The organism is Sphingobium chungangianum (assembly GCF_977014255.1).
In genome coordinates this window covers 434,067-450,359 of record NZ_CDRNIV010000002.1, presented here as the reverse complement: position 1 = coordinate 450,359, position 16,293 = coordinate 434,067, and the positions used below count along the sequence as shown (strand labels likewise).

The window sequence follows — 16,293 nt, the reverse complement described above, 5'->3', positions numbered from 1 at the left end:
TTATCCCGCCGTCTGCGCCCCATCGACGGGCATGGCGATACCGCTGACGCTCTGCGCGTCGTCAGATCCCAGAAAGGCGATGGCAGCGGCGACTTCTTCGGCGTCGATCATGTCGCCCATCTTCGATGCATTGCGCGTCAGCAGGCTGACATCGACATCATCTGGCCAGACGAGTTCCCCGGTCATCGCCGTTTTCACGCCGGTCGGACAGATGGCATTGACGCGAACGCCAGTGCTTGCGAATTCGACTGCCAACGACTTGGTGATGCCGATCACGCCATGCTTGGTGGCGCAGTAGGCCGTGGTGTAGGCGATGCCGACGAGGCCCGCCGCCGAACTGATGTTGACGATATTGCCCTTCGCGGCGACCAGGTGCGGCATCGCCGCCTGGCAGAGGTAAAATACGCTGCTCAGATTGACGCGTACCATCCGCTCCCAGCGGCTGTCGTCGAAACGGGCGAGCGGCGCCCAGTCCATGATGCCCGCGATGTTGCACAGCATGTCAATGCGGCCCGCCGCCTTTGCCGCCTCAGCGATGAACGCGCGGCAGGAATCGGGATCGCCAGCATCGAACCCGATCACCACTGGCGTGGTCAAGGTATCGAGCGTGTCAGCGACGGCCTTTGCGCCCGCTTCGTTGAGATCACCAAGCACAAGTATCGCGCCTTCTGATGCCATCCGCCGGGCGGTGGCACGGCCGATGCCCGATGCGGCACCGGTTACGATGACGACCTTGTCTTTATATCGCATGAGCTCCGCTCCTGTTCAGTTCGCTCGCGTGGGCGTTATCGCGCGCAGATCGCGTCCATGATCGGTCAGCGTGCCGATGAGATCATTGCCCATATGGCGTTCGATGAAGCGCCACTGGCCATCGACCTTTGCCACGGTGTCGCGGTAATCTCCGCCGATGACGGGCTGGAGCGGCAGCGTATCGGTTTGCTGGAAGACCATCACATAGGATGAGACGACGGCCGTGCCCTCGTCCTTCGGCCTAATGATGACATTGCTTATGAAATGGCGCGTCCGTGGCGTTCCGTCCGAATAGGTAATGACCCAGTCGCGGAACGAGGCCGCCATCGCGGCAGGATCGCGGTCGGCCATCAGCATCCCCGCGCTGTAAACGACAGCATGTTCAAAAAGGCGCCCGACCGCGTCGAAATCGCCCCCGTCGAGCAGCATGGGGTAGGTGAAAATGAGATTCTGTATCTCGAAATAGTCCTCGCCGGTCATTTTAATTCCTTTTGCGGTCTTTTGCCGCGCCATCGAGATTACTGGTGGCTCTGGCGATCATCCACCTTCATTTGGGGTAAGTCGCCCAAACTGGTGGACTGCGCGCGCGATTACGCCAGTTCGAAATCCTCCATCCGTGGCGCGGCCATCGATTGGGCGAAATGGTCGTAGCTCCATGGCCATGTCTGGGGCACGCCCTGCGCGTCTAGATACCAGCTCGTGCACCCCGAGCCGAAAATCGTCCGCTTCGCGGCCGCGATACGGCGCTCCTCATAATCAGCCATGGCTTCGGGCTTTGCAGCGATCGCGGAACAGGTTCCGTCGCGCAAAAGATCGAGGAGTTGGTCGATATAGTCCCATTGCCGCTCAGCGATGTCGATCAGCGAGAAATTGCCCACTGGTGCGGTGGGGCCGTTGAGCAGGAACAGGTTGGGGAAATCGGGCACGGTGATTGCGTAATAAGCGGTCGGGCGCAGCGCCCAGGCATCATCGAGGTTATTACCGCCTCGTCCGATTACCTTAATGGGGCGCACGAAACGGTCGGTCTTGAAACCTGTTGCCAATACCAACACGTCCAGTTCGTGCTGCGTGCCATCATTCATGCGGACGCCTGTGACCTCGACCCGTTCGATTGCTCCCGTCTCAACGATCACACCGGGACGTTGCACCGCCTCATAATAGTCGGGCGAATAGATCAACCGCTTGCAGGCAGCGCGATAATCGGGCCGGAGTTTTTCGCGCAGTGCCGGATCCTGAATATTGTCCTCCAGATTACGGAGGACCACGCCTTCTATTTCCGCCATTTCGGGCGAATCCACCTCAATGATCGCCTTGTTAAACCGCCGGATGCCGGCCCAATATTCCTCGCCGAAGCGGATCGCGTCGATCTTGGACACATCCGAACGAAAGGCGTGGCGATCGGTTTCCGAATAGATGAAGTTCTGGACCGGCATGATCCATTGTGGCGACCGCTGGAAATGGACAAGCGTGCTGGCGCGGGTCGACAGGGCCGAAACGATCTGGACGCCGGTCGAACCATTGCCAATGACGCCGATGCGTCGGCCGTCGAGCGCTACGCTGTCGTCCCAGCGTGCGCTGTGAAAGCTATCGCCCCCGAAGTCCTCCAGGCCGGGAATGGCCGGGATATTGGGGTGATGCAACACGCCGGTCGCGGCGATGATGACATCGACGATGTCTTTGCAGCCATCGGACGTCTCGATATGCCAGCGGCCATCGACGTAGCGGCAGTCCGTCACTTCCGAATTGAAGCGGATGCGGTCACGGAGCCGATAATCATCCGCGACCCGTTCGAAATAATGCTGAATCTCCGGACCGGGGGAGAAAAACTGCGTCCATTCCGGGTTGGGCGCGAAACTATAGGTATAGGCATGGGCGGGAACGTCGCAGGTCAGGCCCGGATAACGGTTTTCCCGCCATGTGCCGCCGACGGTGTCCCCTTTTTCATAGATGACGAAATCTGCATCACCCTTCTGGTCCAGCCGAATTCCGGCGAGCAGTCCGGCCATGCCCGCGCCAATTATCGCAAAGCGTAATCTGCGGTGGCCGGCTTCGATTTCCTGTTTAGCCATGAGTCGGTATGCTTTCGATCTGGTCTTGGTGGTTCTGTGGCATGGGCGTTCAGGCGACCCATTCGGGCGGACTGTTCAACTCAGACAGCCGTCGTTCCTTGAGCGCACTAAGGTATAACGCGATCGCATCGCCGGTATTTTCGATGAGATCGATATGGTCGGTGGCAATGGCTTCATCGAAATGGTCGCGCACCTCCTCGATGGTCAGGTCGCCACCGGCATAACCTTTTGAAAAGCCGGTCACGATTTTGGCGAAACGGCCAGAGGATGCAGCGATCGACTGGCCGGTGCATGTTGCATCGCGATGGACCAGCCAGGCGACCACTGACGCCACGCGTTCGGGTGTGGCGGCCTTTTCCATCCAGTCGCGAATGTCGCTGTCGGGAAGATGCATGGCGACCAGCCGGGTAAAGGCGGCTGGCGAGATCGCATTGCACGTAATCCCGTGCGGGGCGCCCTCCATCGCTAACGCCCGCACGAACCCCATCATCGCCATCTTTGCCACCGGGTAGCCGATTCCGGCGCCTCCACCCATCCCGAACATCGAATCCGACAATGTGCAGACGATGCGCCCGTACTGTTGACGCAGCATCGCTGGCCATGCGGCGTGTACGAGATGGAAGGGGGCATAGGCATGGATCTGCATCTGATGGTCGAACTGCGCCAACTCCATCTCAGCGAAGGATTGTGTCACGTCTGGCGCAATGCTGCCGGCGTTGTTGATGACGATATCGACCCGGCCCCAACGATCGAGTGCAAGCGCGACAAGGCGTTGCGCGGTCGAGGGGTCCGTCACGTCGCCAGCATCGGCGATTGCCTCACCGCCCAGCGCCATGATGTCGCCGACCACGGCCTCGGCCAGATCCGACGATTTTCCACCACCTGTAGTCGATCCGCCCAGATCGTTGACGATGACCTTTGCGCCACGCGCAGCCAGTATCCGGGCATAGCTTCTGCCCAAACCCCGCCCCGCACCGGTGACGATGGCGACCTGGCCGTCATAGCGTAGCTGTTCCAAACATCGTCTCCTTAGCCGGATGTCGTGCGGCGCATCCGATCTCCATTGGCTGATCCAAAAGACGGCGTCGCTCCACCCCCAAATTGACTAGACCGTGATTTACAGCGCCTCCTCTGTTTGGATGAGGCACCGGCTTTTCCAACGGAGCATGTTGCCGGAACAGAACTGGCGATACGACCAGCATAGGATGAGGATCGGGCGGTTTCATGATGTTCAAAAACAGATCCGCGTTGATCACGGGCGGCGGTTCGGGAATCGGCGCCGCTGCGGCAATGCGTCTTGCCGAGGAAGGTTGCCGCGTTGCGATCGTTGATATCCGGGCAGGCGAAGGGCAGCGCATCGTTGATTTGATCACGAAGCGCGGCGGCCATGCTATCGCCATCGCGGGCGATGTGTCCTGCGAAGCCGATACTGTCCGCTTTTTCGACGAAGCCGAAACGGCGCTCGATGGGCTGGACATGGCTTTTCTCAACGCTGGGGCGTTGCAGGACTATGGTCCCTTCGACACGATCACGGTCGACCAGTTCGACCGGATGATTGCAATCAATCTGCGCGGGCCTTTCCTGGGTCTGCGACAGGCGCAGCGGCGACTGCGCCCCGGTGGCGCGGCGGTTGTAACGGCCTCTGCAGCCGCGTTGCTCGGCTTTTCCGATGCCGTGGGGTATACTGCCGCCAAGCATGGCGTCGTTGGCCTAGTCCGCGCCGCAGCACGCGAATTTGCCGCGCGCGGCCTGCGGGTCAATGCGATTTGTCCCGGCCCGGTGCAGACGTCAATGGTAGGCGCACCTCCGCAGGATGAGCTTCTGCCGCCCGAAAATATCACACCGCCGACCTACCGTGGTGAACTGACGCCGCAGATGGTGGCGGAAGTCGCGCTGTTCCTGATGGGACCGGCATCGGCGGCAATCAACGGGCAGGCGCAGCTTGTCGACGCAGCGCTGCTGTCCGCCTTTCCGACCGCCCCAGACGCCAACTGAACAAAGGACCAACCATGCTCGACACCGCCTTCGATCAGAAAACCGGCTTTGATCCGGCCAATGTCGTGAGTTCCGACAAGGTCACGATCGAGGCGCCTGCCGGAATAGTGTGGGAGATTCTGGTCGATCTGGACCGTTATGGGGAATGGAACCCCTTTTGCGTGAAGGCGGCATCCACGCTCGAAATCGGCGCGCCGGTCCATATGAGCCTTGTCAACTATCCCAATCCCGGCGCGCTGCTGGTGAATTGCGAATATGTCTGCGCGTTTGAGCCAGAGCGGCGACTGGCGTGGGAGGCGCCCTGGCACGAGGCATGGCCCTATGCCGCACGCCGCGACCAGATGATCGAGCCTGTTGAGGGAGGAAATTGCCGTTATTGGTCGACCGACGCGTTTCTGGGTGAAAACGGCGTTCATGTGATGCGCTTTTGCGGTCCGTGGGTGAAACGGGCGTTCGACGATACCGCCCGCGCGCTCAAGGCCCGTGCTGAGGCTTTCCATGCCGAGCGGCAAGCTGGCTCACAATGACCGCGAGCACGGGTCAGACGATGCAACCGCAGCGATTTGATAGTGAAGCAGCCTTCTTGCCGACAGGGGAGAGGCCATCCCGCTTTCTGGGGTGGCGCATGGTGTGGATCGCCGCACTGACGCAGAATGTGGCGGTCGGGCTTACCTTCGGGTCTTTCGGTACGCTCGTCCTTGCCATCGAGCAGCGTTTTGCGACGATCAGAACGCTTTCGACGCTGGCCATTTCGCTGACCATTCTGGTCCTATCGCTCGGTGCGCCGATGATCGGCATGCTCCTTGTGCGTATGTCGATCCGCCGCATGATGACGATCGGCGCATTGCTTGCCGCTAGCGGCTATGTGCTGCTGCCGTTGTCTACGGGCATCGGTATGTTCCTTGCGTTGTTCGGTCTGCTCGTGTCGCCCGGAGTCTTGTTGCTGGGCGTGATGCCGTCCAACATCCTGGCAAGCAACTGGTTCATTCGAGGACAGGGCCGTGCACTGGGCTTCGTCACCATGCCGGTGTTCGTGATGATCGTGCCAATGATCAGTTCATGGGCACTCCAGCGGTTCGGACTTGATGCCGTGCTCATCGGGCTTGGTCTTACCCATCTGATCGTCCTGCCAGTCATGCCGCTGGTGATCGATCGGCCCGAACAGGTTGGCCAGGTTCCGCTCGGTCATGACGAAGCCAACAATCCGGTCGAGGCGCGGTCATTGCTATCCGCGCGGGATATGCTGTCCCGACCGGTGACCTGGTTCGTCACCGCCGCCATCGGCATCGCCGTGGGGGGTGGCATCCTGAAAGCCGCTCATCTGGTGCCACTCGTCATGGGGCAGGGTTGGCCGCTGGAAGAAGCATCCTTCCTGTTCGCCATTTCCGGCGGTACAGGCATATTGGGCGCGATTGTGTTCGGTTGGCTTGCCGACAGGCTCGGGCCGGGGCAAGCTCTGGCGCTCAACTGCCTTGTCCAGGGCATCGTCTGGTTCATCTTCCTCCAGCCGGTCGGCTATTCGCTGCTGGTGCTGGATGCGATTATAGTGGGTGCGTGCGGTGGCGGGATTGCGGCAGCGCAGGGCGTGCTGCTGACCCGGCTCTTCGGCATCCGTAATTTTGCCCGCGCAATGGGCCTTGTGACACTGTTCACCGTCCCGTTCACCTTCGGCAGTTCACCGCTGGCGAGCGCGCTGTTCGACGCCACCGGCAGTTACTGGACGCCGATCGTGCTGCAAATCGCCGGCTTCGGTCTGGCCGCCTGTATTTTCCTGTTGGTCGAGCGTCGCGCGCGCCGCGCGGCTGACTGACATTGTTTCAAGACATATGGAGATGAACATGATTCTTAAGGACAAGGTGGTGATCGTTTCGGGCATTGGTCCGGGGCTGGGACAGGAACTATCCTCTCTGGTGGCGGCCGAAGGCGGCCATGTCGTGATGGCCGCGCGCACTTCTGCAAAGCTGGACGCAGCCGAAGCGCTGATCCGAGAAGCGGGGCATGATGTCGAGGTACTTAAAGTTCCAACCGACATTTCCCGGCGCGAGGATGTCGCACGGCTGGTCGCCGCTACCAAAGAGCGTTTCGGACGTATCGATGGCCTGATCAACAGCGCCTATATTCCCGGCGCCTTCACCGATGTCGTGGATGCTGATTTCGACGAGTGGCGGCGCACCTTCGACGTCAACCTGTTCGGAACACTGGACCTTTGCCAGTCAGTCATACGGGAGATGCGCGAGACAGGCGGCGGATCGATAGTCAATGTAAACACACAGGTGACGCGCAAGCCGTGGGTGCAGCAGGCCGCCTATGCCACGTCCAAAGCCGCAATGGCGATGGCGACGATGCAGATGGCGACCGAAGTCGGGCAGTGGAACATCCGGGTCAATTCGACCTTCATGGGGTGGATGTGGGGTCATTCGGTCGAGCAGGCGTTCGACCATATGGCGAAGGAAAGCGGCCAGTCGGTGGCGGAACTGAAGTCAGCACAGGAAGCGAACATCGCGCTGCGCCGAATGCCGACCGATCGCGAGTGCGCACGGCCGATCATCATGCTGCTGTCGGATTATTGTTCGGTAGTCACAGGCGCAAGCCTCGACATCAATGGTGGCGAGTTCATGCCAGGGTGAGGAACAGGACCGTTATGCATTCATCTGCCGAACCACGCGTGATGCGCGCCGCCGATTTCGTGGAGCCGGGCACGGTCGATGCACGGCGCGATGCATCGATCCCTGCGCCTGCCGCTGGCGAGGTCATAGTAGCGGTCGCGGCCTGCGGAATCTGCGGGTCCGACCTGCACATGTTCCGTAACGGCGCCTATCGCGATCAACTCGTCCGTTCGACGCCGGAAGGATATCATGTCCCCGGCCACGAGTTTGCGGGCACCATCGCCGCCCTGGGCGAAGGTGTGACGGGCTGGTCGATCGGCGACCGGGTCGTCGGCGTTACCGGCATGGGCGGCGGCATGGCCGACTTTGTCGCGGTGCCGGTCAATCCATACCAGATTGTGCGCGTACCGGACGCGGTTGGCTTCATCGAAGCGGCAACCACGGAGCCAATGGCAGATGCGCTCCAGATGGTGCGCAAGGCGGCAATTCGAAGCCGAGAGAATGTCGTCATATTCGGCGTTGGCATCATCGGGCTGGGCGTCATCCAGGCGATTCGCGCCAGGGGCATAGAGACCGGCTCATTGATCGCGGTGGATGTGCATGCCGCGCGGCTTGAAGCGGCGGTGGCAGTCGGCGCGACCGCGGCGATCAACGCGCGCGATGGTGATGTGTTCGATCAGATTGCCGCTCTCACTGGTATTGAGGAGGGCTATAACGGCATCTCGGCCCGGATCGGCGTGGTGTTCGATTGCGCCGGATACATCAAGCATATGCCTGGCCCACCGCCCCTGGAAACGGCGCTGAGGTTGATCGCACTGGATGGCGGGCGGATCGTATGTTTCGGCGGCTATGAGGATCGCATGACGATCGACTTTGGTCCGGTGATCCAGAAGCAGCCGACGATCATGGGATCGAACGGGTATGCGCCGGAAGAACTGGTCGAGGCGCTGGCGATGATGGCCGAGGGACGAATCGATCGGGGGGGGCTGGTCTCCCACCAATTCCCGATCGACCAGGCGGCAGCGGCATTTGCCGCGCAATGCGCGCCGGAAGCCCTGAAAGTAATGCTGACGATGGAGAAGTCATGAGCGCGATGAACGGATTTGATGAAGAGGTCGATATCCTGATCGTGGGATCAGGGGCCGGTGCGCTGACGGCTGCGATCGTGGCTGCGGATAACCATGCGACGGTCGCCATCGTTGAAAAAAGCGACCAGTTCGGTGGTACGTCCGCCACATCGGGCGGCGTGATCTGGATTCCTGCGAGCCACCTGGCGAAAGCCGCCGGCGCGAACGACAGCCCCGAAGAAGCCGCGCGCTACATCACCGCGCTTGCCGGTGATGACGTCGACGCGGATCAGATCACCGCCTTTGTCGACAATGCCCCGGCGATGCTGGCCTACCTCGAACGCGAGACGCAGGTGCGCTACGCTTCGATCCCCTACACCGATTATCACGCCGAACTTCCAGGTGGCAAAATGGGGTGGCGCAGCCATGATCCACAACCGATCGATGGCCGCGCGCTGGGCGATGATCTTGATCGCTTGCGGCCGACGCATCCCGCTGGGCTGTTGTTCGGCCGGATAAGCTGGACCGCCGCCGAGGCCGCGCCGCTGATCACGCGGATGCCCGGTTGGCAAAAGATGCTGACGAAGGCCTTGTGGCGCCATTATACCGATTTCGGCCAGCGCCTGCGATCGAAGCGCAGCCGTTTTCTGACCTCTGGCAACGCGCTGCTCGCCCGGCTGAAATTGTCGCTCGACACGCGCAAGGTGGATATTCGCTATCGCCATGCACTCCTGTCCCTGATCCAGCGCGATGGCCGCGTCGAGGGCGCGGTGGTGCAAACGGACGCGGGCGAGCGGCGTATCCGCGCGCGCAAGGGCGTGATCCTGGCCGCCGGTGGGTTCGAACGTGATGCACAAATGCGGGCACGCTATCTCACCGGCTCGCCCAACCCCGACTGGTCGGGCAGCCAGAGCGGTAATACCGGCGACGCGATCCGCGCGGCGGAGGCCGTTGGCGCGGTCACGACACGGATGGATTCGGCGTGGTGGGCGCCCACGATCAAGGTTCCGGGCGAAGATCGCGCCCGGCCGCTCTTCTTCGAACGCTCCCTGCCTGGATCAATGATCGTCGACAGTTCCGGCAAGCGGTTCCTCAACGAAGCCGCCTCCTATCACAAGGCTGGCGAAGCGATGCGCGCTGCAGGCGGGGGCAGGCCTGGGTCCTGCTCGATGCGCGGTTCCGCTGGCGCTATCCGATGGGGCCGTTGATGCCGATGATACCGGACTGGATGCATTCATCCGCTGTCCGCGCACTCATGCGCAAGGCGGACACTATCGCGGAACTGGCAAGGAAGATCGGTGTCGACCCGACCGTGCTGGAAACGACCGTCATCCGCTACAACGAAAATGCGCGGGTTGGGCAGGACCCTGATTTCGGCCGTGGGCAGCAGCCCTATGACCGCTATTATGGTGATCAGAAGGTGAAGCCCAATCCCAATCTCCTGCCGCTCGAAAAAGCGCCTTTCTACGCGCTGCCAATCAATGCGGGCGATATCGGCACCAGCGGCGGCCTTGCCACCGATGCCAGCGCGCGCGTGCTTGATGCAGCGGGCCAGCCCGTTGCCGGACTCTATGCGGTCGGTAACAGCGCCGCTTCGGTGATGGGCCGATCCTATCCCGGTGCGGGATCGACGATCGGCCCGGCGATGACCTTCGCCTACATCGCCGCCCGCGATGCAACGGGCGCCAATTGAGAAGCGCTATTCGATGACGGCCGGATGGAAGGGACGTGGCTCGCCAAGCATCGCTGCGAAGGAGGCGGGTTCACGGCCATCGATATCGGTAAGGCCATAACGCATGGCGAGATCCGCGGTGTAAAAGGCCTTGCCCGATAGCGCCATCCGGTCCCGATCACGCGCAACCGCATCGATCACCAGCCCTTGCAATTGGGGCGTTTCGGCGGCGTCATACATCTGGCCATAGACTTCGGGCCGTTCTTTTCGCCCCAGTTCCAGCCGTTCGGTCCGCATCGGTCCCGGCCAGATCGACAATGTGGCGACGCCGAACGGGCGGAAGTCGTGCGCCATGTCGAACATCATCTTGTCGAGGCCCGCCTTTTGCGCGCCATAGCCCGGACCATGCATGTAGCAATGCGCGCCCGGTGACGAGACCGCGACGACCAGCCCGGCCTGCGCCTTTAGCAGCAACGGAGCGGCCGCGCGTGTCGCGATATAGGCGGAACGCAGTCCGACATCTAGAATATCGGCCAGATCGCCGGACTTCTCCCAGAAAGGCCCCGGCTTCACCAGATCGTCGGAAAGCGCGGTGGCGCTGTGGACGAGAATGTCGATATGGCCCGCCTCATCCGCGACGCGCGAAAAAAAGGCTTCGACCGCCGCATCATCGCGATGATCGAGTGCGACCGCGACACCCCGTCCGCCCGCTTCATCTACGGCGCGCGCGGTGGCGCCGATCGTGCCGGGGAGCGGCAGCCCCTTGTCGCTCAGCGAACGACCGGTGACATAGACCTTAGCGCCCGTGCCCCCCAGTGCGATCGCGATCCCCTTGCCCGCGCCTCGGCTCGCGCCTGTGACGACCACGATTTTATTACTGGTCATTGTCGCTCTCCTATCTCGCCCGTCATTATCTTACGCCGCGTCCCGGTCCTCCCCCCAAATCAAGTAATCGCGACTTTCGAAAATCGGTTAGCGCCAGGCAAAAGGAGAGGATCGATGACCAGTACCGCCAATCGTGATTTGTTCGTTCGGATGCTGACGGCGCTTGGTATCAAGGATTTCGATACGTTCGAATCCTGCCTTGCCGACGACATACAGCTCGAATGGCCCTTTCCCGTTATGGCGGGCTTTCCGCTCGAACACCGTGGCGCGCGCTGGTTTCGCGATGCGTTGGAAGCGAGCTGGCGCGATTTTGATCCCTACGCCTATCGCATTGAGGTCATCCACGATCTGGCCGCCGAGGATCGGCTGATTGCCGAATATAGCTCGCACAGCCGCTATATTCCGACGGGCGAACCCTATTCCAACCGATATGTCAGCATTCTTGATTTCGCCGAAGGCCGGATCACGCGCTGGCGCGAATATGTGAACCCTCAGGTCGTGTCGAAGGTGCTCGGTGAGAATGCAGGGTGGAGCGAAACGGGCGGCGCACGCACCGCCTAGTCTATTTCGAGGTATCGGCGGCCGGATCGAAGGTCTCAAATAGCGGTCAAAAGTCGGATTGGAGAGCGAAGATGGCACAAACCGCAGACTATGGGTTGGGCGAATATACATTCCCCCGCGGCTGGTTCATGGTCGCCGAAGGGAGCGAAGTCTCGGCAACCCCAAGCACGATCCACTATTTCGGCCGGGACTTCGTCCTGTATCGCGGCGAAAGTGGTACGGCGCACATGGTCGACGCCTATTGTCCTCATCTTGGCGCGCACCTGGCCAAGAACACGACCTCCTACATCGTGCGCGATGGACAGCAGGTGGAGGGCGAATCGATCCGCTGCCCTTATCATGGATGGCGTTTTGGCCCGGATGGTGCGTGCGACGACATCCCCTATTCAAAGTTCGTCCCCAAAGCTGCCTGCCTGCCGACCCACCGGATCATCGAGCGCGCGGGCATCATCTGGTACTGGCACGACCCAGAAGGCCAGGAGCCGGATATCGAATTGCCCCCCTTTGCGGAATGGGACGATCCAAGCTGGGTGCGCTGGCAGGTCGATCATCTGGGCATCATCCCCTGCCATCCGCAGGAGATACTCGACAATATGGCGGACGCCGCGCACATGGTTCCGGTCCACGGATCGACCGACTGCGCCTATTTCGAAAACGCCTTTAACGGGCCGATCCTTCACCAGACGTTCGGCGCGGGCCATCGTACGCTGGTCAGCAGCGATGCAGTGCTGGAAACCGACACATGGTATACCGGGCCTGCAATCCTTCAGGCGCGACTGACCGGGGCGTATCCCTCGCTGATGCTGATCTGCCATACGCCAGTTGAGGATGGCGTGGTCATGGTGTGGCATGCACTGATGTCGAAGGCTGCCAACACGCCGCCAACGCAGGACGACATCGCGATCGCATATGGTTATGCCGAGGCGGGACGGCTGGCGCTCGCACAGGATTTTGAAATCTGGGCCAACAAGCGTCCCTGTTTCAACCCACTCCAAATTCCGGCGGACGGGCCGTTTGGCAAGGTGCGCATCTGGTATCGACAATTTTACAACCCGCGCGCCCGCGCCAGTGAATTTCAGGACCGGGTGGACGGCAAGATCACGACATATGACACGCGCGGCAGCAGCGTGGCGGCCTGAAAAAATATCGAGAGGATGATGATGGGCAAGGTACAATTTCCCGCAGGAGCAGCTTTGGTGTTCGGCGGCAGCGGCGGGATCGGTCGCAGTGTGGCGCAATGTTTCGCGGAAGCCGGAACGGACGTGGCGATCGGCTATCATTCGAAGGCAGATGCCGCCGCAACGCTGGCCAGCGCAATTGAGAGCGAGGGGCAGAAGGCATCAACGCATCGTGCCGATGTGCGCGATCGTGAACAGGTCGAGGCGGCATTCGCAGCGGCGGTCGCGGCGCACGGACGCATCCACACCGTGGTCTGGGGCGCCGGGCCACTGGTCGATCAGGTCATGCTGGGCGATACCACCCACGAACAATGGCGTCGCGCGATCGACATAGAGGTCCATGGCTTCTTCAATGCCGTGCAGGCTGCCTTGCCGCATTTTCGCGAACAGGGCGGCGGATCGTTCGTCACGCTGGGATCGGCGGGGCAGATGCGCTGGCCGGAGAAAGACGGTTTGTCTGTCGCGCCCAAGGCGAGCAATGAATCGCTCGTCCGCGGCATTGCGCGGGAAGAGGGACGGCACGGCATCCGTGCGAACAGCGTGCTCGTCGGCGTGATTGAGGCCGGTATGTTCCTGGAACTGACGAAACAGGGCGTGTTCGGTCCCGAATGGGTGGCGGAAGTGCAAAAGGGTCTTGCCCTCAAGCGCTGGGGCCAGCCGGAAGAGATCGGTGAGGCGGCGGTGTTCCTTGCATCCAACCGCGCCGCCTATGTTACCGGGCAGCAGATCAACGTATCGGGTGGCTACGGCATCTAGGCATGGCATCCTATCCCCAACAAGAGGTCGAGGCCGCCATCACCCGCCTGCGCGACGCCTTTGTCGAAGCGGAGGCGCGTAACGACTGGTCATGGATCGCCGACGAACTCTACCATGAGGATTGCGTCTATATCTGTCCCTATGGTGGCGCGATGCCCGTTCGTGCGGACGGGCGGGAGGCGATAAGACGGACCCATTATGGCCGCGACATGGATGTCGGCTCAGGGTGGGAGGGCTGGACCTTCCCCATATTGGACTGGGCGATCGCGGATGATCGGATCATCAGTCACTGGGTCAATCGCGGCCCCGGCCGACGAGCGGACGGAGGGTTTTACGAGACCCATGGCGTATCGCTGATCACCTATGGGGGCGGCGGTAAATTTTCATCGCAATATGATCTGTTCGACATCGCCCACCAGATGCGCCTGTGCGATGAGCTGGAGGATGCCGGTCTGCTCAGCCCCACGCTTAAGGCGGAATGGGTCGATCCGATGAAGGACAGGCTCATAACCATGCTGGAACGGCGCTGATCCCCTACAAATTGATGATGCGCGCCTGATGCGTAACCACCAATCAGGATGTTTAGCACCTGCCATCCGAGCAGGGTGAAGGAGGATCGCCACATGGCCTATAGCCATCTGCTCGCACCGGGACGTATCGGCGCGATGGACTTGCGCAATCGGATATTCATGACGCCGATGGGGTCCAACCTTGCGGACGAGGACGGGATCACCGGCGAACGGCTGCGCGCTTATTATGAGGAACGCGCAAAGGGCGGCGCGGCGCTGATCATGATGGGATCGGTATCGATCGGCTATCCCGAAGGCTCCGGCAACTGGCGCAACGAGGCGATTTCGCATGAGCGCCATGTGCCGGGCGTGCGGGCGCTGGCCGACGCGGTCCACGCTCATGGCGCGAAACTCGCGATGCAGCTTCAGCACGCTGGTCTGGTCGCGATGAATGACATGCTGGCTGGACGACCGATCTGGACGCCTTCGATCCCGGCGGTCGGTAAGAGCGATGGCGACATGATGGAGGGATTCCTGGAGGATGAACTGGCCATCTTTACCGCGCCATTTGCTGCCATGGGTGCGCCCAACTACCGCGTCATGACCGTGCAGGATATCGAGCAACTGGTCCAGATGTTCGCCAGCGCCGCGCAACGCGCCCAGCGCGCAGGCGTCGATGCGGTCGAACTTCATGCCGGTCACGGTTACCTGATCTCATCTTTCCTTAATCCATTGATCAACCAGCGCGGCGACGATTATGGCGGCTCGATCGAGAACCGCTCGCGCTTGCTATGCGATATCATTCGCGGCGTGCGCGCCGCCGTCGGCCCCGACATGCCGATATGGCCGCGCCTGGACAGCCAGCATTTCCTGATCGACGGCGGCATCACAGTGGAGGACGCGGCCGCCACCGCCCGGCTGGCGCAGGAGGCAGGAGCCGACGCCATCCACATATCGGCCGATGGCCATCCGGGTCGGGGCCTTACCTATTCGACCGGACATGCAACCGACACGCGCAACGGGTTTGTCGAGGCGGCAGCGCGGATCAAGGCACATGTGACTATACCGATCATCTGTCCCGGCCGGATCGAGCCGGAAGATGCCGACCGCTTCATCGCTGATGGCAAGCTGGATTTCGTGACGATGGGCCGTAAGCTGTTGGCCGACCCTCATTTGCCGGCCAAGCTGGCCGCGGGGAAGGCCGATCAGATTCGCCCCTGCGTCTACTGCTACACCTGCATCAGCCAGATATTTTTCAGTCGTCCGGTGAAATGCGCGGTCAATCCCGAAACAGGCTTTGAGCGTGAGCGCGCGCTCGTTCCTGCCACCGCCGCTCACCATATTGCCGTGATCGGCGGTGGTCCCGCCGGGATGGAGGCGGCGCGACGGCTGGCAAAGCGGGGCCATCGGGTCACGCTGCTGGAGGCAACAGACTCCTTAGGTGGGACCGCCCGCTTCGCATCGATCGCCTATGCCCCGAACCAGGGCATTGTCGATTGGCTGAAACGGGAAGTGAAAGGCGAGCCGAATATCACCGTGCAACTGAGCACGAAGGCGACGCCCGAACTGCTCACTACCCTGGCCCCCGACGAAGTCGTCGTCGCCACCGGCGCGCGACGTGCGCTGCCCCCCATTCCCGGCGCGGATCGCGACAATGTGTTCAGCGGCGACGAAATGCGCAGCCTGATGCTGGGACAGGATCTGGGCAAGCTGGCGCGCAAGGTCGACGCCAAGACGCGGCTGATGATGCGTGCAGGTCGTGTCACTGGCCTGACGGGGCGGCCCGGTTTCATCCGCGCTGCCAGCACCTATTTCATGCCCTTTGGCGAACGCGTGGTGATTATCGGCGGCGAACTGGTTGGGCTGGAACTGGCCGAATTCCTTGCCAAGCGCGGTCGAAAGGTCGTCGTGATCGACGAAGCGGCCAAGATGGGTGCGGGTCTTCAGGTCGTGCGCCGCTGGCGGGTGCTTGATGAACTTCATCATCTGGGCGTCACGCTCCTGCCGAACGCCGGGGACATTGCGATTGGCGATAAGAACGTCAGCTACCGCAACAGCTTCGGACAAGTGAGAACGATGGCTGCCGACCAGGTGATCGTCGCCAAGGGCGCGCAAGGCGACCCTCGTTTGGCCGACCAACTGAAAGCGGCCGGATTCAGTGTGCGCAGCATCGGCGACGCCAATGGTGTAGGCTATATCGAAGGTGCGATGCAGGATGCGGCCGACGCCGTGATTGATATTTGAA

15 protein-coding genes and 1 pseudogene are annotated in these 16,293 nt (G+C 61.6%); 11 read left to right on the top strand and 5 right to left on the bottom strand.

Going from position 1 to position 16,293, the window contains the following annotated elements:
• The 4 genes from ACWNC0_RS02195 to ACWNC0_RS02180 form a co-directional block, all read right to left on the bottom strand.
• Window positions 1-750, bottom strand: a complete 750-nt coding sequence (locus ACWNC0_RS02195; protein ID WP_449469294.1) for an SDR family NAD(P)-dependent oxidoreductase — start codon at window positions 748-750, stop codon at window positions 1-3.
• Window positions 751-765: 15 nt separating this feature from the next.
• On the bottom strand, window positions 766-1,230 hold the full coding sequence (locus tag ACWNC0_RS02190) for a nuclear transport factor 2 family protein (protein WP_449469292.1): 465 nt from the start codon (window positions 1,228-1,230) through the stop codon (window positions 766-768).
• Between the two features lie 110 nt (window positions 1,231-1,340).
• Window positions 1,341-2,819, bottom strand: coding sequence for a flavin-containing monooxygenase (locus ACWNC0_RS02185; protein ID WP_449469290.1), 1,479 nt, complete (start codon window positions 2,817-2,819; stop codon window positions 1,341-1,343).
• 49 nt (window positions 2,820-2,868) lie between these two features.
• Window positions 2,869-3,837 carry an SDR family oxidoreductase gene (locus ACWNC0_RS02180; protein ID WP_449469288.1) on the bottom strand — a complete coding sequence of 323 codons (969 nt, stop codon included), beginning with the start codon at window positions 3,835-3,837 and terminating at the stop codon, window positions 2,869-2,871.
• Window positions 3,838-4,043: 206 nt separating this feature from the next.
• Here ACWNC0_RS02180 and ACWNC0_RS02175 point away from each other — a divergent pair, with 206 nt between their 5' ends.
• The 6 genes and pseudogenes from ACWNC0_RS02175 (at window position 4,044) to ACWNC0_RS02150 (ending at window position 10,180) form a co-directional block, all read left to right on the top strand.
• A complete protein-coding gene (locus ACWNC0_RS02175) occupies window positions 4,044-4,814 on the top strand; it encodes an SDR family NAD(P)-dependent oxidoreductase (RefSeq protein WP_449469287.1) in 771 nt (256 codons plus the stop codon).
• A gap of 14 nt (window positions 4,815-4,828) precedes the next feature.
• The gene (locus ACWNC0_RS02170; RefSeq protein ID WP_449469286.1) at window positions 4,829-5,341 is read left to right on the top strand and encodes an SRPBCC domain-containing protein; all 513 of its coding nucleotides are present in this window, start codon (window positions 4,829-4,831) and stop codon (window positions 5,339-5,341) included.
• 98 nt (window positions 5,342-5,439) lie between these two features.
• Window positions 5,440-6,624, top strand: coding sequence for an MFS transporter (locus ACWNC0_RS02165; protein ID WP_449469285.1), 1,185 nt, complete (start codon window positions 5,440-5,442; stop codon window positions 6,622-6,624).
• A gap of 28 nt (window positions 6,625-6,652) precedes the next feature.
• Window positions 6,653-7,441 carry an SDR family NAD(P)-dependent oxidoreductase gene (locus tag ACWNC0_RS02160; protein WP_449469284.1) on the top strand — a complete coding sequence of 263 codons (789 nt, stop codon included), beginning with the start codon at window positions 6,653-6,655 and terminating at the stop codon, window positions 7,439-7,441.
• 14 nt (window positions 7,442-7,455) lie between these two features.
• Window positions 7,456-8,508, top strand: coding sequence for a zinc-dependent alcohol dehydrogenase (locus ACWNC0_RS02155; protein WP_449469282.1), 1,053 nt, complete (start codon window positions 7,456-7,458; stop codon window positions 8,506-8,508).
• Window positions 8,460-10,180: pseudogene (locus ACWNC0_RS02150) on the top strand (FAD-dependent oxidoreductase). Before ACWNC0_RS02155 ends, ACWNC0_RS02150 begins: the two are co-directional and overlap by 49 nt.
• 6 nt (window positions 10,181-10,186) lie before the next feature.
• Here the strand turns inward: ACWNC0_RS02150 and ACWNC0_RS02145 are convergent.
• On the bottom strand, window positions 10,187-11,044 hold the full coding sequence (locus ACWNC0_RS02145) for an SDR family NAD(P)-dependent oxidoreductase (protein WP_449469281.1): 858 nt from the start codon (window positions 11,042-11,044) through the stop codon (window positions 10,187-10,189).
• Window positions 11,045-11,158: 114 nt separating this feature from the next.
• Between ACWNC0_RS02145 and ACWNC0_RS02140 the strand changes: the two genes are divergently transcribed.
• From ACWNC0_RS02140 to ACWNC0_RS02120, 5 genes are all read left to right on the top strand, one after another.
• Entirely contained in the window at window positions 11,159-11,605 is a 447-nt protein-coding gene (locus ACWNC0_RS02140) for a nuclear transport factor 2 family protein (protein WP_449469279.1), read from the top strand.
• A gap of 71 nt (window positions 11,606-11,676) precedes the next feature.
• Complete coding sequence (locus ACWNC0_RS02135; protein ID WP_449469277.1) at window positions 11,677-12,744, top strand: Rieske 2Fe-2S domain-containing protein; 1,068 nt, start codon at window positions 11,677-11,679, stop codon at window positions 12,742-12,744.
• Window positions 12,745-12,759: 15 nt separating this feature from the next.
• The gene (locus ACWNC0_RS02130; protein ID WP_449469275.1) at window positions 12,760-13,539 is read left to right on the top strand and encodes an SDR family NAD(P)-dependent oxidoreductase; all 780 of its coding nucleotides are present in this window, start codon (window positions 12,760-12,762) and stop codon (window positions 13,537-13,539) included.
• A gap of 2 nt (window positions 13,540-13,541) precedes the next feature.
• On the top strand, window positions 13,542-14,069 hold the full coding sequence (locus ACWNC0_RS02125) for a nuclear transport factor 2 family protein (protein ID WP_449469274.1): 528 nt from the start codon (window positions 13,542-13,544) through the stop codon (window positions 14,067-14,069).
• Between the two features lie 93 nt (window positions 14,070-14,162).
• The gene (locus ACWNC0_RS02120) at window positions 14,163-16,292 is read left to right on the top strand and encodes an FAD-dependent oxidoreductase (protein ID WP_449469272.1); all 2,130 of its coding nucleotides are present in this window, start codon (window positions 14,163-14,165) and stop codon (window positions 16,290-16,292) included.
• The last annotated feature ends 1 nt before the right edge of the window (window position 16,293 follow it).